This window comes from Myroides odoratus, from assembly GCF_001549985.1.
Lineage (GTDB): Bacteria > Bacteroidota > Bacteroidia > Flavobacteriales > Flavobacteriaceae > Flavobacterium > Flavobacterium odoratum_A.
The window spans coordinates 46,267-70,624 of sequence record NZ_LROZ01000010.1 but is presented as its reverse complement, the minus strand read 5'-3'; the positions used below and the strand labels follow the sequence as shown (position 1 = coordinate 70,624).

The window sequence follows — 24,358 nt, the reverse complement described above, 5'->3', positions numbered from 1 at the left end:
TCGTATAACCAGCTAACCAACTTAACCAAATGAAGAATTATGACTAAAAAACTACTTTTAAAATTCTTTTTAATCTTCCTCTTTTTATCGGCACAGCTAACTAAAGGACAAAATTATACTCCCTTAGTTGTAACTTCTGGTTTTAATGAGGATGTTATTGCAGAGGCTAGGCCTGCATCTACCCATACTACAGCAGCGGTTGATGCAACAAGCTCTGGTGCCAATAATGCTTTTATGAGTATTAATTACCAAAATGCAACAGTAGGTCTTCCTGCTAATGGATTAATTACGTCTATAGCAACAGCTACACCAGGATTGACTTTTCAATTAGCGCCTTATGATCAAAATAACAGCTTAAAGATTAATGCGAATAATGGAACAGGTACTTTAGTGGTTCAAACCACCGATAAATTAAGTAAATTATATATTTTAACGACTTCAGGTAGTTCAACTTCAACGTTTACTGGAACGATTACCTTTACAGACGCAACAACGCAAACCTTTGCTTCTCAGTCTGTTCCAGATTGGTACGATCAAGGTACACCAGCAATTGCGATTCGAGGAATTGGAAGAGTGCCGCGTACAGGAACTGAGAATCCAGATAACAACACCACGAATCCAAAGCTATTTCAAGTAGCTATTGATATTAGTTCAACCAATCAAAATAAGATTATTCAACAAGTTGCCATTACTAAAACAAGTTCAACGAGTGGATTTCTAAATATTTTTGCTTTATCCGGTGAAATCACACCGACTTGTATTAAACCGGATGCTTTAGGCATTCAAAATCTTACTGCTACAAGTGTTGATTTAACTTGGACAAGTCCGGGAACTACTTTTGATATCAAATGGGGAGAAAGAAACTTTAACGTTACTACCGCTGGAACTTTAGTTACAGGTTTTGCGAATGGCGGAACACTTTCTGGTTTAACTGCTGATACGAATTATGATTATTATGTACGCCGTGATTGTGGCGCTGTAGATGGAGTAAGTGCTTGGGCAGGTCCTTTTCAATTTAGAACAGGATATTGTATACCTACAGGAGCTACTAATAATTCGGATGAGATTAGAAACTTTAAACTATCCAATTTAAACAACAACTCAGCAGCCTCTGAAGGAACAGCTGGATATAAAGATTATTCCGGAACAGTTGAGCCAGCGATATTAGAAATAGGGGAGGCTTACGTGGCTTCATTGACTAGTGGATCCGGAACTGGAACTCACGGAGCTGCTATTTGGATTGACTATAATAATAATCTCATTTTTGAACCCAATGAAAAAGTGAGTATAATTGGCAATACCATTTCACCGAGTACCACGGTCAATTTTCCTGGTTTTACTGTTCCTGCAACCATACAACCCGGTATCTATCGACTAAGAGTACAATATCAACACAATAAATCCGGAGCTGATCTAGATCCGTGCACGATTACCTCTATCTATGCAGAGACGGAAGATTATGCCGTTCAAATTATGCCAGCACCCACTTGTTTTCCGCCATTAAATGTTACGGCACAAAGGATTACTAAAAATTCAGCTCAAGTGGTTTGGGAGGCTCCTATACTGGGAAATCCACCTGCTTTAGGCTATAAAATTGAAGTTAGAACCAGTGGTCGTCCAGGAGATGCTACCGGGTTAGTTCAAACACTAACTACAACTAATTTATCACAAACGATAACAGGATTAAGTGTTGAAACAGAATATCTTATCTATGTTCAATCACTTTGTGCAACAACAGATGAAAGTACGTGGAGTAGAATAGCTTTTACTACATTATGTAATCATCCAGATTATGAATTAACGACAAGTGCTTCAGATTTATCGTTCTGTGGTTCGCGTGAGGTTACTTTAGAAGTAAATACGCAAGGAACTGTGAATTGGTTCAATTCAGCAACATCAACGACTCCAATTCATACAGGAAATACCTATACTACGACGGTATCTGCTACTTCTTCATTCTGGTATCAAATATCTTCTCTTGAATCAGCTACAATGCCAACAGGTCCGTTAAATGCGGCAGCAGTAAGTACATCATCAGGTAATTGGGGGACAGAATGGGATGTGTATTTTACTATTTTAGAACCGACAAAATTAAAGAGCATTGATATTTATCCTTCTACTGCAGGACAAACTGGTAGAATGACATTTAAGCAAAGAGGAGCAACAGGTTCCGCTACCGTTGGTACCATTAATTATACCACCGTTGGAGCAAATAGAACTGTAAAACAAGTAGTTCCTATTGATCTGCAGTTACTACCAGGAACCTATGTAATAGAAACCACTTTGCCCTCTGATGGAATGTTGAGAAATACGAGTGGTGCATCTTATCCTTATAGTTCAGCAGTAGCCTCTATTACAGGCAATGAATACCTGCCTTCTTATTATATGGGATACTACAACTGGATTTTTGAAACAGGATGTAAATCGCTACGAGAAGAAGTAGTCGTTACAGTAATCCCTCCTGAAACAATTACGAATGCAGTGGTAGATGTTACAGCAGCGGAAGGTTCTACCTTACATATTACATCAGCAGCTTCATCATTTACTATTGAATATGGATTAACAGGTTTTGAAAGAGGACAAGGAACTACCGTATCTGATATAGAAGATTTATATGTATTCCGCAGTTTGCTTGCACATACCGCTTATGATGTGTATATACAAGCATTACCTTGTGGTATATGGTATGGTCCTGTGAGATTTACTACGCAAGCAGCGACAGATACACAGCTCATTACAGCGGATAATCTCGTTAAGAACTATGGGGATGAAGCCTTTACACATGGAGAATCCGATAGTGGTTTACCTGTATCTTATGCTATTGAAAATGAAAATATAGTTGTAGTTGAAAATGGAACATTTGTAATTAAAGGAGCAGGAACTACGCGAATCACAGCAAGCCAAGCAGGGGATTCTCAATATTTACCTGCTGAAGATGTAGTTTTTAATTTAACAGTCAATAAAGCTGTATTAACGGTTACAGCAGACAGTGACCAACAGAAGGAATATGGAGCTACTGATCCAATCCTAACTTATACTGTGGAAGGATTTAAATATCAAGATGATGAACGTATTTTACTAAACGAATTGAGTAGAAATGCAGGAGAGAATCTAGGATTTTATCCAATTACACAAGGTAACTTACAAGGAGGTCCTAACTATACCATAACCTTTATTGACGCTGATTTTGAAATTATAAAGGCCCCTCTAACTGTATCTGCAAACGCTTTAACTAAATTGTACGGTGATGCAGATCCTGTATTGACTTATACTGTTACAGGAGCAAGATTTAATGACGATCAACTCGTTGCAGGTCAATTAGCACGTGTAACAGGAGAGAATGTAGGTACCTATACGATTAACCAAGGAGGATTACACCTAACAAATGCTAATTATATTTTGGTTTATGAGGAAAATCAATTCCGAATTAATCCAGCTATGTTGTCTATTCAGCCGACAGCGGGAATGTTTAAAACATATGGTGCTGTAGACCCTGCATTTGCTTTTATGGCTACAGGCTTTAAATTCGGCGATACACGTGAAACAGCCTTGAGTGGTACTATTGCAAGAGCAGCTGGTGAAAACGTTGGATTATATGCTTATGAGCAAGGTAGTTTGAGCTCAACATTAGGTAATTATACTTTTGTTATCTTAAATGATAGTAAATTTGAAATTAAACCTGCGCCAATAACTGTTCGCGTAAATGAGAATCAGCGTAAAACATTTGGACAAGCAGATCCTCTCTTCACTTATACGATAGAAGGATTACAACGTGGGGAGCAACAATCTCAAGTAATGTCAGGTCGTTTAACGCGTCAAGCAGGAGAAGCTATCGGACTTTATCCAATTGCACAAGGAACATTAGCTCCTCGAAATAACTATAGCATTGAAACCTTTGTACCAGCAGATTTTGAAATTAGTAGTGGAACAATTATAGGCTTGTCATTGCCTTCTCGTACTTTTATTTATGATGGAACTGCAAAAGCCCTAGAAGTACAAGGAAATATACCTGAAGATGCTGTTATTACCTATACCAATAACAACCAAGTATCGGTTGGAGTGTATCAGGTAACTGCGCGTATTGATTTTGGATCAAACTACGATCCACTTACTTTACAAGGGGTATTAACAATAGCTAAAGCTGACCAAGTGATTACTTTTGAACCTCCTACCGAAGTGGTACTAGAAGATACCCCAACGTTGCAACTGGTAGCCACTGCTAGTTCATCTTTACCTGTTTCATTTAGCATCGATTATGCTGAAGATCGCGAAATAGCCACTGTTAGTGCATCAGGTTTAATTACGTTCCTACGTCCTGGATTTGTAACTGTTACAGCGAGACAAGTTGGAAATGAAAACTACAATGCAGCTGTACCTGTTGCACGTACGATTGAAGTTGTGAGTAAGAATACAGCTATTCTCAATTTAATCGTTGATGGAGTATCGTATGGTAGTATTGAAAAAGAAGTAGTTGTAATGATAGGATGTGAATCAGAACAAAAAAGTGTACTAATCGAAGTAGAAACAACGGACGGTACGATAGTTACACCTGGGAAACACTTTACAGTACAAGTTCCTGAGTATGGTCAATATGAGCAAATGATTAAAGTACAATCAGCCTACGGAACGAGTGAGACCTACAAGGTTATTATTGACAAGCGCATACCTACCGAAAAAATTGTCTATCAGAAATACAACAATGTATTGTTCGTGAACAACAATAAGCAAACCAATACCGGTTATGTATTCACAGCATATCAGTGGTTTAAAAATGGAGAAGTTATTGGTACAGGACAATCTTATTCAGCAGGTAATAATTATGGTGATGTTTTAGAAGTTGGAGCGACTTATCATGTGGAGTTGACGTTGCAAAATGGCAAGAAAATTACCAGTTGTCCAATTTACATTGATGCACCAACAAGCAGTGAATTAACTGTTTATCCGAATCCAGTGAAGCGAAACCAACTTTTACATGTTCAATTCGATCAAACAATGCAAGAAACTTCAAGCTATGTGATTTATGATCTTAAAGGACAGATGATTAAAAGAGGGGAGTTAGAAAGTGGAAATTCAAGTATTGATATTCCAGTAACAGTCGCCTCAGGTTCTTATTTCTTAGTATTAAAGACAGCTAATGGACAGCAAAGCGTTCAGTTTATCGTCAGAGAATAAATCATTTGCTTTAACAAAGTAGGGTTCGATTGTGAATCCTACTTTGTTTATAAAGAATAACAATAAAAATAATAAGTTCGTATTAAATTAATTTGGAATGAAAAAAACAGTACTATTTGGAGCTATCGTTGCATTAGGCTTGGGAACCGTAGGTTGTTCTAGTGATGATTCTAACTCATCACAGCAATATAAAAATGACATTCAAGGCGAATGGGTAGAAGTAATAACACTCTTTTTAGACGAAGATCGAAAAATAATTGCTGAAGAATTAGCGACAGATAATGAGGGCTGTGGATTTGATGAGGTAGAATTCAAAGGATATAAATTAATCAGCAAATCACCTTTTAAATCAGGAGAAGGGGCAGATTGTCAAGTGGACATCGAAGAAAATGAATTTACCTTAGCTGGTAGAGCTATTACAGTAAAAATTCAGGGGGAAGAAGAAGAAGTTGAAGTATTAACAAGTACAATTGTTGAAGTAAGTGCATCGACATTAACTATTGAATATAAAGATGTCAAGGATGATTTCCCAGAAAGAGTAGCGTACATTCAAACAAAACACAGAAAAAAAGGAACGCTTTCAGAGTAGAATTACTATAAAAAAACAGGAGATATCTCCTGTTTTTTTTATTGCAAATCCCCATTTTCTTACTTTTCTATTTGTCCTGATTTTCTAGAAAGTAATACGTTTCTTGATGATAGAAACGACAACTAAAACTACCGCAAGACTTGTAAAATAAAAGGATGATTTATTTTCTGAACTAATTCTTTGTTTAAAGAAAAAATTTCTTAATTTCGCGCGTGAATTTACTAACAAAAATTATGAAAAAAATTTTTCTATTTGCTAGTGTTGCTATTCTAGGATTAGCTTCAGTAGGATGTACAAGCGATGATTCTAATTCATCCCAATTTGATAAAGATATTCAAGGGGTTTGGAAAGAATCAAGAACACTTTATTTGGATGACAATAATAAAGTAATTGATGAAGAGGAAGCTTATGATGAAGGTTGTGGCTTGGATGAATTAGAATTTAAAGGAAAAACAATTATATCTAGATCGTTTTATTTAGATGAAAAGGGTTGTGAAGCAGATGAATTTGAGTCCACTTTCTATATTAAAGGAGATATGCTTTATGCTCGTGAAACGAACGAAAGTACTAAGATTGTTGAATTAACAGCAACTAAACTAGTCATAGTTGGTGAAATACTAACGGATGAGGATGTACCTGTAATCGGGGCATTTGGAGAAACAGTAGATCCATACGAAAATATTAAAACCGTTCATGTGGAATTTGTACGAAAATAAATAACAGAAAGGATAACTCACAAGGTTATCCTTTTTTTATTTTTTTAGCACTTCAAAAAGCATTTATTTCCGTTACAAATTGTACTTTGTACAAATGAATCTACGAGAAGAAATCAAGACTTACGCATTCAATCCTTTACCTGTCGAGATAGAGGTGAAGGACCTTGCTTTTATTCGCCAAGTTCCACATATTTTAGGTCAACCACATAAGGCTCAATTCTATCAAATCCTATGGGTCAAAACAGGTAGCCTTACTTGTCATATTGATTTTGAACCTGTCACGATACAAGCGAATCAATTGCTTGTTATTACTGCAGGACAAGTTTGCGAATTTGATCTTACTTCTACGTATACTGGACGATTAGTTTTATTTACAGCTTCTTTTTTTACACGTACAGAAGAAGATTCAAATTTTTTGCATACCGCCGAAATACTAAGTCTGGTTGGTTCAAATAAGAAAGTATTTGTTTCTGCCTGTATGATTGAACATCTGTTTGTGTTACTAGAAAAGGAATTAGCAACTGAGATTGATCCATTCCAATTGGCAATTGCACAAAACTATTTGAGAATTGTATTACTAGAAGCGGAAAGACAAGTGAAACCTGCACCTGTACTTACCACAAAAACAATCACTCAAAATTTTTATAAGGCTATTGAGTCTCATTTCAAGGAAAATAGAAATATCAATTATTATGCAGAATTGTTGGGAATATCAGAGAAAAAACTCACCCAAGAAGTAAAGCATGTAACAGGCTCAACTCCCAAAGTTTGTTTGGATGCTCGTGTCATCTTGGAGGCTAAGCGCTTATTGAGTTATAGTGTTTTATCTATTAAAGAGCTGAGTTTTGCCTTAGGCTTTGACGAATCTACCAATTTTATTAAGTATTTCCGCAAACATACTCATGTTACTCCTCAAGTATTTCGGGATAACCAGCGCAAAAAGAATCAGCGCTAATTTACCCTCTTTTGGCGTTCATGTATTATTTCTTTTACTGTGCACGGGGCTACCTTTGTTTTAGTAAAATTTAAAAAAATAAAAGATGAAAAATATAGTATTACTAGGAGCAAGTGGATTTGTTGGAACTGCTCTTTTACAGGAAGCTTTAGAGCGCAATATTCAAGTAACAGCCGTAGTTAGAAATCCAGAAAAGATAGCGATTCAACACCCCAATCTAACAGTTGTAGCTGGTGTTATCGAAACAGTAGCACAAGTAGCTGCTTGGAGTAAAGGAAAAGACGCTGTAATCAGTGCATATAACCCTGGTTGGTCCAATCCCAATATATACGAAGAAACTTTACGTGTCTATCCCATGATCTTAGAAGGAGTAAAACAAGCAGGTGTAAACCGTTTACTTATCGTAGGAGGGGCAGGAACTTTATTTGTTCAGCCTGGTTTACGCGTTGTAGATTCTGGAGCTATTCCTGAGGCTATTATGGGAGGTGTTAAATCACTGGGAGAGTTTTATTTAAATACCCTAATGCAAGAAAAAAATATAGATTGGGTTTTCTTTTCGCCAGCCGCTCATCTAGAACCAGGGCAACGAACAGGCGTATATCGCTTAGGTAAGGATAATTTGATCGTGGATCAACAAGGAGAAAGCCGTATCTCAGTTGAAGATTATGCCAAAGCGATGCTAGATGAATTGGAGCATCCCCAACATCACCAAGAACGCTTTACTATTGGATATTAATAGTAAAAAGAAAGAAATAAAATGAGCAGTAGAGGATTATGATTCCTCATCTGTCTTCTTTTTACATCGAAGCGATTCACAATTAGTGAATGCATTAAATAACGTAAAAGCACCCAATGAGTTGGGTGCTTTTGTTCTATACCCTATACCTAGTTAAGTTCACAATCTATAGTACCACTTTTGAATTAAAATTAGATTCCCACGATTTTTATTTAAAAAAACAAAAGCCCTTGGGTTAAAAAATAAAACTTGTTCTTTCTTTTTTAGTTGAATTTCTTTGGAAAGTTGTACTTTGGTTTAGTACAATCAATTATCTTTTTTATTCCTTATGTTTGAACGTGTTGATAAAACATCTGCTGTTAGTCAAGCCTTTATTGATAGCTATCGCCCTTATTTCAAAGAGCAATCTTATGCAGCTAAAACAGTCCTATTAGAGGAGGGAAAAGTAGCACATAAGATCTTTTGGATTAAAACAGGATGTATGCGCGTTTGGCTGAATAAAGATGGGCAGGAAATTACCTTTCAATTTTTCTTAGAAAATAGTTTAGTTTCTTCGATTGAGAGTTTTTGGCAAGGTACACCTAGTAAATTTACATTAGAAACAATTGAACCTACCACCGTGTGGGAAGCAGATAAAGTAGCCATTCAACCTTTATTAGAAGAGTCGCTAGCTCAACCTGTATATCGAGATTTGTTTATTGATGTACTTTTTCAACGTACTTTTGACTATGTCAATCACAGTCTTTCTTTTGTTCAATCCTCACCTGAAGAGCGATACCAGAAGCTCTTTGAAACACGTCCTGAATTGATTCAACGCATTCCACAGCATTATCTTGCTTCTTATATCGGAATCTCCAAGGTCCATTTAAGTCGAATCAAAAATAAACAGCTCAAACGATAATTTGATAACATTTGTTATCGTCTAAACGACGCTTTTGCTTCTACTTTTACATCAACTTAAAAGGTAAAAAATGAAAGCTGTTATTGTACAAGAAAAAGGACAAGATCCTATTTATGTTTCTGATTTTAAGACTGCAACCGTTAATTCTAGCACAGAAGTTTTAATGCGCGTTCAAGCAGTTGCAATTAAGAATTTAGATCGAGCGATTGCTAGTGGAGAACATTATTCTGTAGCAACTAAACCTTTTGCTCCCTTTGTGATTGGAACTGATGGTGTAGGGGAGTTGGAAGATGGACGACTAGCTTATGGATTTGGCACATCAGGAATGCTTAGTGAATATGCTGTTGTGCCAAAAGATCAAATGGTTCTCTTGCCGGAGGGTCTTGATTTAGCTTTGGCTGCTGCACTTCCCAATGCGCTGTTAGGCTCTGCGATGGCCTTGGCTGTACGTGCAAAGTTACAGCAAGGAGAAGTCGTATTAATTAATGGAGCAACGGGTGTAACGGGGCAACTTGCCCTACAACTTGCTCGATATTATGGAGCACGTAAAATCATTGTAACTGGACGTAATACCAAAAGTTTAGAAGAATTAAAAGCATTAGGCGCAGATGTTATTATTCCTCTGCATCAAAATCAAGAAGAATTAATAGCTACTCTTCAACAGATACACAAGGAATCTCCTATAGATGTCGTTCTTGATTATTTATGGGGAGCAAGTGCTTCTGCAATTCTAGCCGCTTTAAAAGGAAAAGGAACCTATCAACATAAAACGAGATTTGTCAATGTTGGAGCGATGGCAGGAGATCGCATCGAGGTTTCTTCTTCTATTTTAAGAGGAACAGACATTCGCTTATTAGGTTCGGGAATTGGTAGTTGGACAGCTGAGGAAATGCAGTATTTTTTTACTGTATTGGCACCAGAAGCTTTTGCTTTAGCTGCTAAAGGTGAACTAAAACTTCATACGGTTTCTCATCCTTGGGAATCCATCGAAAAAGCTTGGCGTCTACCGTTGCCAAGTGGACAACGGTTGGTTTTTACAACAGATACGGAATAATAAAAAAGACAGCGATCGAATAGGCAAGGCCTATTCGATCGCTGTCTTTTTTATAGGGTAATCCTTATGTTAGAACTACTTTTTCTATCAACAAATGTATAATTTACTTCGGGTTAATGCTTGCGTATAGCACATGATCAATATAAACCCCATCTTTATAGGTATACGCTTTTAAAAGCCCTTCTTTTTGCATGCCTATTTTTTCCATAATTCGGCCAGAAGCTTCATTATAACTAAAGTAAGAAGCAAAGATTCGTTTAAGGTTAAGTTCATTAAATCCAAAAGACAATAGGGCTTGAGCTGCTTCTGTTACATAGCCTTTATTCCAATGAGATTCATCTAACCAATAGCCAAGCTCTGCATTGTTGTTCACTTTATTAATACCTAGTCCAATCCCCCCAATAATAGAAGATTGACCTTTTAGGCGAATGGCAAAAATGTAAGCAGTTTTCTGATCTAACCCTTGTGCAGCTAATTCTACCCAAAAACGAGCGCTTCCTTCTGTATAGGGAAAGGGGATATTGGTTGTATTTTTATTGTAGATGGGATTCTTCATAATCTCCAGTAAAAGAGGAATATCCGTTTCTTGTGGTTGATTTAACAACAATCGATTGGTTTGTATTACTAGATGTTTCATGACTTTAGGTTTCTATAAAAATAATAATTTTACCTCAGGCTTGATGCAAAATAAGCAGATAATTTCTACTCCTATTATCAAGTCAATCACCTGTTTTTAGATCATAACTTAAAAACAAGATAACCAAGGGGAATAAACAGAAACAAAAGGAGCTAGTTCATCCTTTTGAACTAGCTCTTTTTTAGTATTTAATTTTTTGCTGTTTTTAGCAATCTCCTAGAAGAGCTACCATAGCGTAAGCTTCGTTATAACCGCCATAACCAGCAATAAGGTCTTCAGCAAATTGAACTACTTCTTCACCAGTGAAACATCCTACTTCGGTTTGAATTAATTCTCCTGTATGGTTATCGTAAATCTGAATACGATATACCGATCTTTCCACTTCATCATTATTTTCTACAACTGATTTTTGAATTGTTGTAGCTGTTGCAACTGTACTTGCTACCATTGTGCTTGCTCCTAATACAAATAGAGCTGCAGCTAAAAATAAACCTTTTTTCATAATAATATAGTTTTAAATTAATTATGTTAAATTAATATTTATATTTTATTTATTTTTAAAATTATATATGATTTAATTATTTTAAAACAAAACCTATTCTTGATGTTAATTTTTTTAAGAATTATGTATTTTTAAAAATTAGAAGATTAAATTCAGCCTCAATCATTTTTATTTTACTTATAACACTTAGATAAATGAAGGGAAAATCATATTTTAAAAGCAATCTGTCTTCAAGCAGTACAAAATCCCTATTTAATGGTAGAATAGTCAAGATTTGTGCTATTTTGACATCGAAACAGTTACTACATTTGCCTCGTTAATCTAATCAATACTGCCGATATATAGGTGTTTAACTAGATAAACAATAACTTTTCTAACCTCTATCACAGATCTAGTATTTAGTAAAGAAAAGTTAAAGTCTTAGTTCCATTCAGAAGGTAGAAAATACTATTTCGCCAGGAAGTAAGACTGAGAATAAAATTTGACTTTAGTGTAGGACTTGAAGCTAATAGTCAAATCAAAAGGGCCTTAAGTCTAGGCGCCTTTATTTGTTTTAGTTGAATGTATATAGTGAATTAAAGAGGAAAGCGATGCATGAATTGTCAATCGTGAAAGATATCTTTTCTACATTGGAAGAGCATTATGAGGCTAGAGTAGAAGATATCCAAAAAATAGAAATTACAGCAGGACTACTATCTAATGTACAACCTGTTTTGATACAAAATGCGTTTGATGCTTTTATAACGGAGCATCAAAACTATAGACACATGGAGCTGGACGTTGTAGTGCAAGATATTATTGCCCATTGCCAGAGCTGTAACAAAGATTTTAAAGTAGAATATCATCGCTTTGTCTGTTCTTGTGGTACCCCCTCTACGAACATTGTACAAGGCAATGAATTGTATATTTCAAAAGTTATCGTCAAACAATCCTAATAAATTATTTTTTATGGCATCAAATCCAAAAAGTTTGGGAAATCGCGTAGGTTCACTACAATGTGATAATACGACGTTACATTTATTAAAAGCCAATGACTTTGTAGCCAATGCAATTAGACAACGTCTAAAAAATGTATGTGTAATCAATGTTTGTTCTTCCCCAGGTTCTGGTAAGACAACGTTAATGCAGGAAACAGGAAAACGCTTAGGTAAAGATTTAAATATTGCTGTTTTAGTTGGGGATCCTGAAACGGATCGCGATGCTGTTCGCATGAAGGAAGTAGGGTTAAACGCCCTTCAGATTGTTACTGGAGGAATGTGTCATATTGAAGCCCAAATGATTCTTCAAGCCTTAGATCATATCGATTTAGAAAACCTTGACTTATTGTTTATTGAGAATGTCGGCAATTTATTGTGTCCTTCTGCTTTTGATTTAGGTGAAGATTATCGTGTCACTTTATTAGCTACAACAGAAGGAGATGACAAACCTAAAAAATACCCTCGTATGTTTTTAACTAGTGAATTGATGTTGGTCTCTAAAGCAGATTTACTACCCTATGTTCCGTTTACGGTTGAAAATGTAACCCTAGATGCAAGAGAAGTGAATCCTAATATTGAGGTTTTGACTATCAGCACATTGAATGGAGAGGGAATCGATGTTTGGTATGAATGGTTACAGGCTCGTGTAGAAGCTAAAAAAGCGCAAATCGCGGAATAACTCCTCCATGCAAGAGAGTATTTATATCGATGAAGTTCAATTCCAAGATTCGCTCATTGACGGAGTTGATTGGTTTGAAATCGAATGGTTTGAAACGCAAAAACACTTGTTTAAGCGAAAAACAAAACAGGGGATTGAACTTCATATCGAAAGAAAAGAGGCACATATCTGGCAGCAAGGAGACGCTCTTTATTGCAATGGCCTCGTAGTAGCTCAAGTCGTAATCAAACCAACCTGGGCCATTCAATTTTCAGTAACAAATGGTGCGCCAATTGCAGATTTTACTTACTATATCGGCAATAGACACCTGCCAATTTTTATTGAAAAGGAAAAGAATCAATTATTGGTGCCCTATGATGGTCAGTTATACGAACAAGTAACAGCAAAGTTTCCAACTTATATCACCTTAGTCAAACAGCCATTGCATGCTACGCAGCTTTTGACGCAACAACATACACAATTATAGATTCATGAGAAAATTATTTTTCTTTCCGCTCTTGTTCCTTTTAAGCCTCTTACAAGCTTGTAAACAAGAGACTAAGGCACCTTCTGCTGTTGATGCAGACACAGCAGTACACGCCATTGATAGTAGAGGTAAAGAGGTTCAATTACCCAAAGCAGCTACGCGTGTTGTCGCTTTATATGAAGCGCTCGTCGACGATGTTTTTATGCTAGATGCCCAAGATAAATTAGTGGGGATTCCTCAGCAAACTTATTTAAATGAAGATGCTTTTGCTTTTTTTTCAACCTTAGATAGTCGCATGGCCAAAAAGGAAATTGCTACTCCAACTTTTGGAGGGGGTTCTTCGAATGTGGAGGCTTTGGTTGGACTACAACCAGATCTTGTACTTACTTTTGATCAAGATAAAGAAGTGGTGGCTCAATTAGAAAATTTGGGTATTGCCGTATACACCATTGCCAGTGAGAATCAAGAAGGTATTATGAAGGAGTTAGAAGGAATTGGAACATTACTTGGTAAAGAGGAACGCGCTAAAAATATTACAGCCTATATTCAAAAGGAAATTGCAGCAATGCAAGCAACCCCAATAACCAATCAAAAGAAAGTCTATTACGCTTGGTCTAAAGGACGTGTTCTTTCTACTTCAGGAAAGGGAACATTAATGGATATGGCTATTTCGCTTTCAGGGGCTGTCAATGCTTGTCCACTCGAAATGCAAGCGCCCAATGTTGGAGCAGAAATGCTATACAAATGGAATCCGGATATCATTCTATTATGGAATTCTAATGAAAGTGATGTATATGAATTAAGTGAATTAGCGAATTTACCCGCAGTTGTTCATAAACAAGTAAAAGTAATGCAGCCGTCTTTTTTATTTGATCCTCATACCGTAAAATTTTTATTATTTGCTAAACAGGTAAGGCAGTGGAGCTATCCCGCCTATACTGAAGAAGCTTTACAAGCAGATTTAATGGAAGCGATGCACACCCTATACGCTACTAAAAATTAAAGGTTTACTTGCTATATGAAAGTTAGTTTTACTCTTATTTTATTGGGGATTGTGCCTATTCTATTGCTGATTGGTTCCCTGTTGTTGGGAACTACAACGAATCTTTCACCTGTAGAATTAGTTCATTATATCAGTCAAGCGCTACATCATACAGGAGATACAATAGATCCCATTGAAACGATTTTGTGGAAGGTGCGTTTACCCCGAATTATTTTAACTTTTTTGGTAGGGGCCGCTTTGGCGGTATCTGGGGGCGTGTTGCAAGCTATATTTAGAAATCCTATTGTAGATCCTTTTACCCTGGGGATTTCTTCTGGTGCTGCTTTTGGTGCCGCCTTAGCTATGCTATTTCCCTTTATTTCAGTCAATGTATCTGCCTTTGTATTTGGTGTGTTTGCTGTTCTTTTAACTTATATGGTTTCTTATGCAGGACAACGAACCTCTATTGTCAGTATGGTTTTATCAGGAATCATTGTCTCTGGTATTTTTACGGCTTTACTAACCTTGTTGCAATATTTAAGTGACCCGTATAAACTACAAGCAATTGTACAATGGACCATGGGAAATCTACATACCGCTTCTTGGGCGAAAGTACATACGGCTTTTGCACCCATTTTAATTGGTTTGTTGGTTATTTTGCTCTTGCGTTGGAAATTGAATCTTTTAGCGTTAGGGGATAATGAAGCATTAGCTGTAGGGGTAAATCCAAAATACCTCAAGCTTCTATTGATTGGTGTAGCCACCATGATTACCACATCGGCTGTAGCAGCTGTAGGAGTTATTAGTTTATTTGGTTTGATTGTCCCTCATATCAGCAGGATGATCTTTGGACCCAACAATACCATTGGCGTTTGGGCGAATATTAGCATTGGCGGTTCTTTTTTACTAGTCATTGATGATTTTTCTCGTGCTGTGATGCCTTTTGAAATTCCAGTTGGTGTGTTTACCATGCTAATAGGAGCGCCAATTTTTATTTATCTCATGAAGAAAAGTTTAACCCAGTGGAATGCATGAAACAGTTTATTCAGTTACACCAGGTATCCTTTGCTTATGAGAAGCAATTGGTCTTGGATCAAGTCGATGCTTCTTTTGAAAAAGGGAAATTATCAATCATTTTAGGGCGAAATGGCAGTGGCAAGTCAACCATGTTCAACATCTTGGCTGGGTTAGAAAAAAAATACCAAGGTCAGGTTTTCTTTGATGGCATCGAGCGAAAAGGGAAACAAATACACCCTATTCGATTGGGGTTTTTAAACCAGTTTCATCAAACGACTTTTCCTTTTACCGTACGGGAAGTCATCTTAACGGGACGCGCTTCTTTCTCTGCTTTTAAGCCTTCGACAGAAGACCAGCAAGAAGTGGAAGAAATCGTAGCTCGTTTTCAATTGTCTCATTTAATCGATAAACCGTATACCGCACTTTCAGGTGGAGAACGACAATTGGTTTTACTCTGTCGTGTTTTGGTTCAAAAACCAGCAGTATTGATGTTGGATGAACCAACAAATCACCTCGACTTACATTACCAAGTGGCGGTTTTGAAATGCATCAAACAATTGGCTAATGAAGGAACAACGATTCTCTGCGTTATGCATGATCCCAATCTGGCTTTTATGTTTGGTGATCGTTTTTATTTGATGCAAAATAATCGATTAATTGATATTCAATCTCTCGAAAATAAGGAAATTCAGCAAGTGTTAGAAGAAACGTATCAATTGCCTTTGCATCCGCTTAATAATCAGGGCAAATTAATGTTTATGCCCTTAATTGAAGTTTAATATGTCTGAAATTACCATAACAAGGGTAGGCGAACGTCAAATGGAAGAGGTGCTGACGTATGTCAAAGCTTTTCGCCAGCATTTATTCTCTATGCTTGACAATACAAAAATTCCCAATGACTTACTTTATTTTAAGGCAACTTATTTGGATCATTCTCAAGGGTGTTTTCTACAAGCGAATAATGAAAAAGGGGAATTAATCGGCGTCATTGGCATGATGCCTTATGATTACCGTTTTGATTACCTTGATTATCAGCATCAACGAACGGTAGAAGTTGCTCGCCTTTTTGTTGAACCTGCTTATCGAAGAACGGGATTAGCAACTCAACTATTTCAAGCTTTAGTTGAAGTAGCCAAAGAAAAAGAGATTGAATGTTTGTATTTACATACACATCCTTTTTTGACAGGCGCTTTTGAGTATTGGCTTAAACAAGGCTTTCAGCATCGTACCACTTCCATAGACGGGGGATTTACGACCTGGCATATGGATAGGATGGTTGACGGTTGACGGTTGATTACTATATAATTTAAAACAATGAAAAAACAGATACAACAACTAGGAATAGGGGCATTATTGCTTTTATTTCCTGCTGTGCTTATGGCACAAAGCTCACAGCGTATTGCGGGGCGTATTTTAGGAGAGAAAAACAACCCCATTGCTGCAGCAACGGTGGTTTTAGATCAGCATCATATTGAACAAAGCAATAGAGAAGGGGCATTTGAAAGTGCAACTGCATTAGATTTTCCATTGGTCATTCAGATTCACGCTCCAGGGTATAAATCCAAGCAAGTAACCCTAACAGAAGCCAATTACAAAGCAGGTTTTGTAGTTCAATTGGAGGAGGATACGAATCAATTGGATGAAATTGTTGTAACCTCAAGACGAGATAATTCTTATTTAACGAATTCTACGGTTTTAGGTGGGAAATACAATGGTCGAATTAAAGATTTACCACAATCAATTTCGATTGTATCTAGTGAGTTAATGGAAGATAAACAAGTCTTTCAAGTGGCTGATGTTATTCCAGATTTAGCTGGGGTTACACAAGCATCTGTTTACGATGAATTTGTAATCCGCGGTTTTAAAAGTGGGTATGACAATGGGATTCGATTGATTAATGGAATGCGTTCGGCTTATGGTTTTGGAGAGAGTTATTACCGTTCACCAATGACGATTAACTTTGAGAGTATCGAAGTGCTAAAAGGACCTGGGGCTTCTTTATTTGGAGATATCGCACCGGGTGGAACCATCAATATGGTCACTAAAAAAACGAGAGAAGAACACAAAGGAATTCTTTCTTTCTCAGCAGGGAGTTTTGAAACACTCCGTACAACTATTGATGTGGGTGGTCCATTAGACAAAGAAAAGAAAATCTTATATCGTTTGAATGCGGGATATGAAACCTCCAAAACATTTAGAGATATCAACAACCGCAAGAACTTTGCAGTGGCGCCTTCGTTTACGTTTAAACCGGTTGAAGGAACTACCTTAGATGTCGATTTAGTATTTGACCAATTCAATGGGTATTTGGATCGCGGAATGAGTACTAAAGGGGGAGATTTATATGGTTTACCGCGTACGTTTACGTTAAGTCAGCCTTCAGATTATTTTAAAACAAAAACGACAACGATTAGTGGGCGTTTGACCCAGCGTATTGTAGACAATTTAAATCTACATGTCAACTATATGAAGTCCATCTATGAAGAGGACTTAAATGAACATCGCACACTTAATACATATGCTAATCCAGAAAATACGATTGTCAATTTGCGCTTTTTTGACCGCCATGGGAAGGAGTATACGGATAATTTTGTGTCTTATTTGAAATGGGATACCTATGGCAAGTATTTGGATCATCATGTTGTAGTGGGAATTGATTATGCTCAATACAAAGGGGATAAAAATAGCTACCAACGAGAAGCGCGTAGTAAAAACGTAAATGGAGAAACGGTAGCGTTGACCTTTGACATGAATAATCCTGTATACCAAGGAGCGGATATCACAAATTACGTTTGGCGATCGAATACACAATATCCTTTTATGAGCCCTTATAAGAGTACGGGAATCTATATTCAAGATCAAATTTCGGTTGGGGAAAAATTAAAAATGGTTCTAGGAGTAAGACATGAAAGCTATCAATCAGAAACAACAGATCCCAAAGAGACATTTAAAGCGACACAAAATGTATGGTTACCTCGTGTAGGGTTGACGTATCTCATCAATGATAAAATCAACTATTTTGCAAGCTACTCCCAAGGTTATGTGCCAATTGCAGCCAACTTTGTTTCGAATTATAAAGATTATGGTGCAGACAGTGCTTTCAAATCAGAACGTAGTTTTCAAATAGAAACAGGTTTAAAAACGGGTTTCTTTGCAAATCAATTGCAAATGGATCTATCGCTTTTCCGCATTGAACGAAAAGATATGCTTCTTGGAACAGGACAACTCACTGAAGCAGGATTACCTGTTTACAGACAATCGGGAAAAGTTATTTCTCAAGGGGTAGAGTTAGATGTACGTGGACAAATTACCAAGGAATTTCAAATCATGGCGAATTATACCTTCAATGATACACAAATTAAGGAATCGGCTATCCCTTCAGAAAAAGAAGAACTATTACCTGGAGCACCGAAAAACTCCGCTAGTGTTTGGTTGAAATATGTATTCTCAGATACTGCTTTGAAAGGCTTAGGATTTGGTGTAGGGGCTTATTATGTTGATCAAAGACGATTGAGTGAAAGTGTAGGCAAAGATGCCGATGGAAATGCTACATGGGGGTATCTTCCGGCTTATACTACAGCGAATGCAGCGGTATATTATCACCTGGATAAGTTTAAATTAGCCGTAAATATGAATAATATATTTGACAAGTATTATTTCTTAGGTGGTTTTGATTATACCCGCGTATTTGCTGGAGCTCCTCGTAATGTGATGGTAGCCTTAAGCTATAATTTTTAACCTTATCCTAGAAACAAACGAATTATTTTACTTGAGTTACTTTTAACCCTCAAAGGAAGTAAAATTTCTTGAGGGTTTTTTAATGCTATGGGATGCCAGGATAAGCGAAACCATGGAACAAAAAAACAATAGACTCATTTGGTAACTAAAAATTCGTTAGCTAGAAAAGGATTTAGCGCCTTTTCTATTAAAAAAATCAAATATTTTATACTAAATTTATATTTATTGACTCAAATTAAAACTTATGTTTACAGAAAAGGACAATGTATATTGGAAAGCATTTAGTGATACTATTCAAGCCGAGTTTGTAGAACGACAATATTGGTATTCTCCAAAAGCAATTTACACCTATAAAGGTTTTTCTATTGTTTTTGATAATTACTATTTTACTAGTACAGTGGGTACTAGAAGCTACGAGTCTTTTATTACTCGTGTTTACTGTAAATTTAATTATCCTCAATCCTTAAAGATTCGAATAGAAAAAGCAAGTTTCTTAAATCGTTTAATTAATATATTTACGGGTAATTTATATCGAACACTAGATGCTGAATTTGATCGTCAGTATCATGTACATGCGACAAATCCTAATACTTGTGTTTTCTTATCTCCCGCGATTAGACGAAGCTTATTGGACCTTAACATAGAAGGTTTATTTATAGATACGCAAGACGGAATCTGGGGAGATCCCTTAATTGGTAGTCAGTATGAAGTAGCGATATATGTTGAGTCTAAACGATTAGAAGAACATGAGTTAATTGCTTTAAAAGCGTTATTTGAGACGATTATCGATTCACTTTGTGATAAATTTTATATTACTGAAGCACTAGCTTAAGCTACCTTACTTCACTATTTACTTCTTTTTATTTACCTGAATTGTCTTAAAAAAAGTACTAAAAAAGAGTATCTTGCACCTTTAAACTGCATCGATATGATACATTTTGAGTGTACTTCTAAAGGCCTTCAAATCAATGGAAAGGAGTATAGCTTTCCGCTAAAAAAAGAAACGCTAATTGAGCTATTTGGACCTCCAGTTGTTTTTCCGAGTGAATACAATGAGGTTTATATTTGGCATGATTTGGGATTACGAGGGTTTTCAAAAGACAGCATTGGCATTGACACTCTTGAGGTTACCTATCAAGTGGAAGAGTATACGAGTGCAGTCCGTTCTAGTTTTAGTGGTCTATTTATTATGAATGGAGAAGTAGATCCTCGTGTTTATTATGATACACATAAAAAAGAACGCGTTAAACTATGGGACGGTGATTCGTCGGGTGCCTTTGTGTTTCAGGATGTATCCGTTTGGTATTCCATTCGCGATACAATCCTACATTCCCTTTCCTTAAGTGCATATGAAGAACCCTTAGTGGAGTCTGTTGAGATCTTGCCTTTGGAAGAGGATTTTGCCTATTTACACGTCGTTTGGCAGGATTGGAAAACTGCAATTGAACAAGTTATTGATTCGGATAATCGCTATTACAATCTGACTCATGGCCTTACACAAGAGCAATTGACTCAAGTGGAAGCAGAGTTTGACGAAATAAAATTACCTCTACATTTAGTTAATTTTTATAAAGCGGGTAATGTAAAATGGGATGCTGTAACTTCTGCTTTTAGTATACACGTAAATGGTTGGGATTATGATCTACTACCTTTTGACCGTATTCCTCATGAGTGGGAGATGATACAGGAACTTTTTGACGAAGAGGAAGAGATTGATGAAGAAACAAAAGCTCAGTTTGATACTAAACTGAAATGCAATAGTTATGCGAATAAAGGATGGATTCCTTTCGCAGAAGGACGAAATGGCGATTATTTATTGTTTGACACCGATCCGAGTAAAACAGGGGGGTATGGACAAATTATTGAATTGCAAAATGAAGCCTGGACTCGTATGGTAGTTGCACAAAGTTTAGAAGAATTGATTTATCGTGCAATTTCTTCTATCCAGCAAGAACAAGCTGAAAAATATAAGTTTATTCTAGAAAATGGCGCTTTTTAATTTAAAAATCACAAAAAAAAGGGAACAGCAAGCCTGCGCTTTCAAACAAATGGGATGGCCAATACTAAACAATAGATCTTTTTAAATAGTGCTGTCTACTTTATGTGAATAGAACAAAGAGAATTAGGAAGGCGAAGTGATGAATAAGCTGTAAAAGGCACAAGAATTGCCTATTTTATCCTAGCTTAGTCAAGATTTGTGCTATTTATGAACCCCGATTGAACTTATCTTTGTTGCGTAATTAAAAACAAGGTGTAAGACTATTATGAAAGCATTATTTCGACTATTCGTTTTGTGTTTTTTTCTTTTGCGTTTTGGCTTGGGATTTGCCCATCAACATGCAAAAGTAGAGTCTCATGTTGTCGTCTTGGATCAAACTTTTATATCCAATTCAACCCCTAAAAAAGAGAGTAGTGTTGACTTTTGTTCCATTGAAGTAAATCTAGAACTTATTACTTCCGTTGAGAACCAAGATCTTCCTATTCAAACGATCGACTTAAGCGATTCGTTTTATTTTTTTATGACTTCTGTTTTTGAGTTAGCTTGGACTAAACCTTTGGTAGGAGCACAACAAGTTACTATCGTGTTGCAACAGCATCGAGCGAAGTACTTGTTATATCAATCGATTAAGATTCCTTATCGTTTAGCCTAAACGATTCAGATGAGATCGCTTCCTAAAAGTGATACCACCTTTATTACAAAAGCATGTTTTTTTTATGGTAACTACCTAGTTTAAAATAGGGTAGCTACTCATCTATTGTTCAATTTTAATTAAAAAATAGTTATGCATTTATTACCGAGAGAGACGGAAAAATTGCTTTTGCATTTAGCTGGGGAACTGGCTAAAAAACGCAAGGCGAGGGGGGTAAAATTAAACTACCCCGAATCGATTGCCTATATCAGCAGTGAGCTCTTAGAAGCTGCACGTGATGGAAGAACTGTGGCTGAACTCATGCAGTATGGTGCTACTTTATTAACGCGTGAGGATGTTATGGAGGGAATTCCTGAAATGATTCACGACGTTCAAATTGAAGCGACATTTCCCGATGGAACAAAGTTAGTAACGGTGCATAATCCTATACGTTAATTAAGTCAGTAATACCATGGTTCCAGGAGAATATTTTAGTAAAGAAGAAGCTATTATCTGTAATGAAGGTAGAGCTATAACTACCATTACGGTAGTAAATAAAGGAGATCGACCAATTCAGGTTGGATCACATTATCACTTTTTTGAAGTGAATAAAATGATGGAGTTTGATCGAGCTGCGGCTTTTGGAAAACGCCTCAATATTATTGCAAGTACAGCTGTTCGTTTTGAGCCCGGAGAAGAAAAAGAAGTTGAACTAGTGGTTTATGCCGGAGCACGTAAGATATACGGGCACAATGATTTGGTTAACGGAGAAACTCATTCGGAAGAAGCTAAAATAGCAGCGATGAAAAAAGTGGAAAAACAATACTTTAAAAACAAAAGTGTATGAGTTTAAAAGTTAGTAGAGCAAACTATAACGCTATTTTTGGTCCCACAGTTGGTGATCGTGTGCGTTTAGGAGATACAGCTATCATCATTGAAGTGGAAAAAGATTTTGCAAGTTACGGTGATGAAAGCAAATTTGGTGGGGGAAAAACAGTACGCGATGGAATGATGCAATCGTCCAATCATTTGAGTCATGAAGGCGTACTTGATCTAGTTATCACGGGTGCCATTGTCCTTGACCATTGGGGGATTGTCAAAGGAGATATTGGAATTAAAGACGGTAAAATTGTAGGAGTAGGACGTGCAGGAAATCCAGATACAATGGATGATGTAACGCCTAATATGATTATTGGAGCTTCAACAGAAGTACACGGTGGTGCAGGTTATATTGTGACTGCTGGAGGGATTGATACTCACATCCATTATATTAGTCCAACGCAAATAGAAACGGCTTTATATAGCGGTATTACCACCATGATTGGCGGCGGAACAGGTCCTGCTGATGGAACAAATGCTACAACCGTAACACCAGGAAAATGGAGCTTGAAACGCATGATGCAAGCCGTTGATCACTTGCCGATGAACTTTGGTTTCTTCGGAAAAGGAAATGTTGGTACAGAAGCCCCAATTATTGAACAAATTGAGGCAGGAGCCTTAGGGGTTAAAATACACGAAGATTGGGGAGCGACGCCAGCTACCATCGATAGAGCTTTAACTGTTGCAGATCAATATGATGTTCAAGTAGCCATCCATACGGATACCTTGAACGAAGGAGGTTTCTTAGAAGATACCATGCAAGCAATTAATGGCCGAGTAATTCACACCTTCCATACCGAAGGAGCAGGGGGTGGACATGCGCCAGATATTATTAAATCTGCCATGTATCCCAATGTATTACCTGCGTCAACAAACCCAACTCGTCCATTTACGAAAAATACGATTGATGAACATTTGGATATGTTGATGGTTTGTCATCATTTGAGCAAAGATATCCCAGAAGATGTTGCTTTTGCTGATTCACGCATCCGCCCAGAGACGATAGCGGCAGAAGATATCTTGCAAGACCAAGGCGTGTTCAGTATCATGAGTTCAGATTCGCAAGCCATGGGACGCGTTGGAGAAGTTGTCACTAGAACTTGGCAAACGGCAGATAAGATGAAGAAGCAGCTAGGACCATTAGCGGAAGACGAAGGAAAGGACAATGATAATTTCCGCGCTAAACGCTACGTAGCCAAATACACCATCAACCCAGCAATTGCACATGGAGTTTCTCAGTATATCGGATCCATTGAACCTGGAAAAATAGCGGATTTAGTCATTTGGAAACCTGCTTTATTTGGTGCAAAACCAGAGATGATTATCAAGGGGGGAATGATTGCTGCCTCTAAAATGGGAGATGCAAATGCTTCAATTCCAACCCCACAGCCGATTATATTACGCACCATGTACGGTGGTTTGGGTAAGGCCGTAACGCAAACGTGTTTCAACTTTGTTTCTCAGGTTTCTTTAACCAAAGGCATTCAAGAAGAATACGGAATTGAACGCACCTTACTTCCTGTAGTCAATTGTAGAAATATCTCCAAAGCAGATATGATTCACAATCACGCTACACCTGAGATTATTGTGAATCCAGAAAATTATGAGGTAAGCATTGACGGTAAAAAGATTACCTGTCAACCCATAGATGAAGTTGCTTTAGGACAGCGTTACTTCTTATTTTAATTCAGTAGAGAAACAACAAACATAGCCCAATTCAACTCGAGA

At 37.0% G+C, this 24,358-nt stretch carries 23 protein-coding genes; 21 read left to right on the top strand and 2 right to left on the bottom strand.

What is annotated here, in order from left to right:
- The first annotated feature begins 39 nt into the window (after positions 1-39).
- From AWV75_RS11610 to AWV75_RS11580, 7 genes are all read left to right on the top strand, one after another.
- Positions 40-5,172 carry an MBG domain-containing protein gene (locus tag AWV75_RS11610; RefSeq protein ID WP_060874527.1) on the top strand — a complete coding sequence of 1,711 codons (5,133 nt, stop codon included), beginning with the start codon at positions 40-42 and terminating at the stop codon, positions 5,170-5,172.
- A gap of 97 nt (positions 5,173-5,269) precedes the next feature.
- A complete protein-coding gene (locus tag AWV75_RS11605; RefSeq protein WP_060874526.1) occupies positions 5,270-5,761 on the top strand; it encodes a hypothetical protein in 492 nt (163 codons plus the stop codon).
- Positions 5,762-5,994: 233 nt separating this feature from the next.
- Positions 5,995-6,477: a lipocalin family protein gene (locus AWV75_RS11600; RefSeq protein ID WP_156424194.1), complete on the top strand. Its 483-nt coding sequence runs from the start codon at positions 5,995-5,997 to the stop codon at positions 6,475-6,477.
- Positions 6,478-6,571: 94 nt separating this feature from the next.
- Positions 6,572-7,432, top strand: a complete 861-nt coding sequence (locus tag AWV75_RS11595) for an AraC family transcriptional regulator (RefSeq protein WP_060874525.1) — start codon at positions 6,572-6,574, stop codon at positions 7,430-7,432.
- 85 nt (positions 7,433-7,517) lie between these two features.
- Positions 7,518-8,168 carry an NAD(P)-dependent oxidoreductase gene (locus AWV75_RS11590; protein WP_060874524.1) on the top strand — a complete coding sequence of 217 codons (651 nt, stop codon included), beginning with the start codon at positions 7,518-7,520 and terminating at the stop codon, positions 8,166-8,168.
- A 328-nt stretch (positions 8,169-8,496) separates the two neighbouring features.
- The gene (locus tag AWV75_RS11585) at positions 8,497-9,069 is read left to right on the top strand and encodes a Crp/Fnr family transcriptional regulator (RefSeq protein ID WP_060874523.1); all 573 of its coding nucleotides are present in this window, start codon (positions 8,497-8,499) and stop codon (positions 9,067-9,069) included.
- A gap of 70 nt (positions 9,070-9,139) precedes the next feature.
- Positions 9,140-10,123 carry a quinone oxidoreductase family protein gene (locus AWV75_RS11580; RefSeq protein WP_060874522.1) on the top strand — a complete coding sequence of 328 codons (984 nt, stop codon included), beginning with the start codon at positions 9,140-9,142 and terminating at the stop codon, positions 10,121-10,123.
- 103 nt (positions 10,124-10,226) lie between these two features.
- Here AWV75_RS11580 and AWV75_RS11575 read toward each other — a convergent pair whose 3' ends face one another.
- Together AWV75_RS11575 and AWV75_RS11570 are read right to left on the bottom strand one after the other, a co-directional pair.
- The gene (locus AWV75_RS11575) at positions 10,227-10,760 is read right to left on the bottom strand and encodes a GNAT family N-acetyltransferase (protein WP_060874521.1); all 534 of its coding nucleotides are present in this window, start codon (positions 10,758-10,760) and stop codon (positions 10,227-10,229) included.
- 205 nt (positions 10,761-10,965) lie between these two features.
- Positions 10,966-11,262 carry a hypothetical protein gene (locus AWV75_RS11570; protein WP_060874520.1) on the bottom strand — a complete coding sequence of 99 codons (297 nt, stop codon included), beginning with the start codon at positions 11,260-11,262 and terminating at the stop codon, positions 10,966-10,968.
- 590 nt (positions 11,263-11,852) lie between these two features.
- Between AWV75_RS11570 and AWV75_RS11565 the strand changes: the two genes are divergently transcribed.
- The 14 genes from AWV75_RS11565 to ureC all read left to right on the top strand — a co-directional run bounded on the left by AWV75_RS11565 (position 11,853) and on the right by ureC (position 24,316).
- Complete coding sequence (locus AWV75_RS11565) at positions 11,853-12,197, top strand: hydrogenase maturation nickel metallochaperone HypA/HybF (protein ID WP_060874519.1); 345 nt, start codon at positions 11,853-11,855, stop codon at positions 12,195-12,197.
- Between the two features lie 13 nt (positions 12,198-12,210).
- The gene (gene hypB, locus AWV75_RS11560; protein ID WP_060874518.1) at positions 12,211-12,918 is read left to right on the top strand and encodes a hydrogenase nickel incorporation protein HypB; all 708 of its coding nucleotides are present in this window, start codon (positions 12,211-12,213) and stop codon (positions 12,916-12,918) included.
- A gap of 7 nt (positions 12,919-12,925) precedes the next feature.
- Positions 12,926-13,384 carry a hypothetical protein gene (locus AWV75_RS11555; RefSeq protein WP_060874517.1) on the top strand — a complete coding sequence of 153 codons (459 nt, stop codon included), beginning with the start codon at positions 12,926-12,928 and terminating at the stop codon, positions 13,382-13,384.
- A gap of 4 nt (positions 13,385-13,388) precedes the next feature.
- Positions 13,389-14,387 carry an ABC transporter substrate-binding protein gene (locus tag AWV75_RS11550; protein WP_060874516.1) on the top strand — a complete coding sequence of 333 codons (999 nt, stop codon included), beginning with the start codon at positions 13,389-13,391 and terminating at the stop codon, positions 14,385-14,387.
- Between the two features lie 15 nt (positions 14,388-14,402).
- Positions 14,403-15,401: a FecCD family ABC transporter permease gene (locus AWV75_RS11545; RefSeq protein WP_060874515.1), complete on the top strand. Its 999-nt coding sequence runs from the start codon at positions 14,403-14,405 to the stop codon at positions 15,399-15,401.
- On the top strand, positions 15,398-16,162 hold the full coding sequence (locus AWV75_RS11540; RefSeq protein WP_060874514.1) for an ABC transporter ATP-binding protein: 765 nt from the start codon (positions 15,398-15,400) through the stop codon (positions 16,160-16,162). The genes AWV75_RS11545 and AWV75_RS11540 overlap by 4 nt, the downstream gene beginning before the upstream one ends.
- Before the next feature lies 1 nt (position 16,163).
- Positions 16,164-16,670, top strand: coding sequence for a GNAT family N-acetyltransferase (locus tag AWV75_RS11535; RefSeq protein ID WP_060874513.1), 507 nt, complete (start codon positions 16,164-16,166; stop codon positions 16,668-16,670).
- A 27-nt stretch (positions 16,671-16,697) separates the two neighbouring features.
- Positions 16,698-19,121 carry a TonB-dependent receptor gene (locus AWV75_RS11530; RefSeq protein ID WP_060874512.1) on the top strand — a complete coding sequence of 808 codons (2,424 nt, stop codon included), beginning with the start codon at positions 16,698-16,700 and terminating at the stop codon, positions 19,119-19,121.
- A gap of 244 nt (positions 19,122-19,365) precedes the next feature.
- Positions 19,366-19,953, top strand: coding sequence for a hypothetical protein (locus AWV75_RS11525; RefSeq protein WP_060874511.1), 588 nt, complete (start codon positions 19,366-19,368; stop codon positions 19,951-19,953).
- Positions 19,954-20,049: 96 nt separating this feature from the next.
- Complete coding sequence (locus AWV75_RS11520) at positions 20,050-21,120, top strand: SMI1/KNR4 family protein (RefSeq protein ID WP_060874510.1); 1,071 nt, start codon at positions 20,050-20,052, stop codon at positions 21,118-21,120.
- Between the two features lie 265 nt (positions 21,121-21,385).
- Entirely contained in the window at positions 21,386-21,772 is a 387-nt protein-coding gene (locus AWV75_RS11515; RefSeq protein ID WP_060874509.1) for a hypothetical protein, read from the top strand.
- 132 nt (positions 21,773-21,904) lie between these two features.
- A complete protein-coding gene (gene ureA, locus AWV75_RS11510; RefSeq protein ID WP_002992410.1) occupies positions 21,905-22,207 on the top strand; it encodes an urease subunit gamma in 303 nt (100 codons plus the stop codon).
- Positions 22,208-22,223: 16 nt separating this feature from the next.
- Entirely contained in the window at positions 22,224-22,598 is a 375-nt protein-coding gene (locus tag AWV75_RS11505) for an urease subunit beta (RefSeq protein ID WP_002992412.1), read from the top strand.
- Positions 22,595-24,316, top strand: coding sequence for an urease subunit alpha (gene ureC, locus AWV75_RS11500; RefSeq protein WP_060874508.1), 1,722 nt, complete (start codon positions 22,595-22,597; stop codon positions 24,314-24,316). The genes AWV75_RS11505 and ureC overlap by 4 nt, the downstream gene beginning before the upstream one ends.
- The last annotated feature ends 42 nt before the right edge of the window (positions 24,317-24,358 follow it).

What these genes read in the sequence shown, in the direction of transcription:
- AWV75_RS11595 (WP_060874525.1), top strand. Translation starts at nt 6,572, where the DNA reads ATGAATCTACGAGAAGAAATCAAGACTTACGCATTCAATCCTTTACCT.
- AWV75_RS11565 (WP_060874519.1), top strand. Translation starts at nt 11,853, where the DNA reads ATGCATGAATTGTCAATCGTGAAAGATATCTTTTCTACATTGGAAGAG.
- ureC (WP_060874508.1), top strand. Translation starts at nt 22,595, where the DNA reads ATGAGTTTAAAAGTTAGTAGAGCAAACTATAACGCTATTTTTGGTCCC.
- AWV75_RS11605 (WP_060874526.1), top strand. Translation starts at nt 5,270, where the DNA reads ATGAAAAAAACAGTACTATTTGGAGCTATCGTTGCATTAGGCTTGGGA.
- AWV75_RS11540 (WP_060874514.1), top strand. Translation starts at nt 15,398, where the DNA reads ATGAAACAGTTTATTCAGTTACACCAGGTATCCTTTGCTTATGAGAAG.
- AWV75_RS11520 (WP_060874510.1), top strand. Translation starts at nt 20,050, where the DNA reads ATGATACATTTTGAGTGTACTTCTAAAGGCCTTCAAATCAATGGAAAG.
- AWV75_RS11590 (WP_060874524.1), top strand. Translation starts at nt 7,518, where the DNA reads ATGAAAAATATAGTATTACTAGGAGCAAGTGGATTTGTTGGAACTGCT.
- AWV75_RS11570 (WP_060874520.1), bottom strand. Translation starts at nt 11,262, where the DNA reads ATGAAAAAAGGTTTATTTTTAGCTGCAGCTCTATTTGTATTAGGAGCA.
- AWV75_RS11550 (WP_060874516.1), top strand. Translation starts at nt 13,389, where the DNA reads ATGAGAAAATTATTTTTCTTTCCGCTCTTGTTCCTTTTAAGCCTCTTA.
- AWV75_RS11585 (WP_060874523.1), top strand. Translation starts at nt 8,497, where the DNA reads ATGTTTGAACGTGTTGATAAAACATCTGCTGTTAGTCAAGCCTTTATT.
- AWV75_RS11505 (WP_002992412.1), top strand. Translation starts at nt 22,224, where the DNA reads ATGGTTCCAGGAGAATATTTTAGTAAAGAAGAAGCTATTATCTGTAAT.
- AWV75_RS11575 (WP_060874521.1), bottom strand. Translation starts at nt 10,760, where the DNA reads ATGAAACATCTAGTAATACAAACCAATCGATTGTTGTTAAATCAACCA.
- AWV75_RS11530 (WP_060874512.1), top strand. Translation starts at nt 16,698, where the DNA reads ATGAAAAAACAGATACAACAACTAGGAATAGGGGCATTATTGCTTTTA.
- AWV75_RS11610 (WP_060874527.1), top strand. Translation starts at nt 40, where the DNA reads ATGACTAAAAAACTACTTTTAAAATTCTTTTTAATCTTCCTCTTTTTA.
- ureA (WP_002992410.1), top strand. Translation starts at nt 21,905, where the DNA reads ATGCATTTATTACCGAGAGAGACGGAAAAATTGCTTTTGCATTTAGCT.
- AWV75_RS11555 (WP_060874517.1), top strand. Translation starts at nt 12,926, where the DNA reads ATGCAAGAGAGTATTTATATCGATGAAGTTCAATTCCAAGATTCGCTC.
- AWV75_RS11545 (WP_060874515.1), top strand. Translation starts at nt 14,403, where the DNA reads ATGAAAGTTAGTTTTACTCTTATTTTATTGGGGATTGTGCCTATTCTA.
- hypB (WP_060874518.1), top strand. Translation starts at nt 12,211, where the DNA reads ATGGCATCAAATCCAAAAAGTTTGGGAAATCGCGTAGGTTCACTACAA.
- AWV75_RS11525 (WP_060874511.1), top strand. Translation starts at nt 19,366, where the DNA reads ATGTTTACAGAAAAGGACAATGTATATTGGAAAGCATTTAGTGATACT.
- AWV75_RS11535 (WP_060874513.1), top strand. Translation starts at nt 16,164, where the DNA reads ATGTCTGAAATTACCATAACAAGGGTAGGCGAACGTCAAATGGAAGAG.
- AWV75_RS11580 (WP_060874522.1), top strand. Translation starts at nt 9,140, where the DNA reads ATGAAAGCTGTTATTGTACAAGAAAAAGGACAAGATCCTATTTATGTT.
- AWV75_RS11600 (WP_156424194.1), top strand. Translation starts at nt 5,995, where the DNA reads ATGAAAAAAATTTTTCTATTTGCTAGTGTTGCTATTCTAGGATTAGCT.
- AWV75_RS11515 (WP_060874509.1), top strand. Translation starts at nt 21,386, where the DNA reads ATGAAAGCATTATTTCGACTATTCGTTTTGTGTTTTTTTCTTTTGCGT.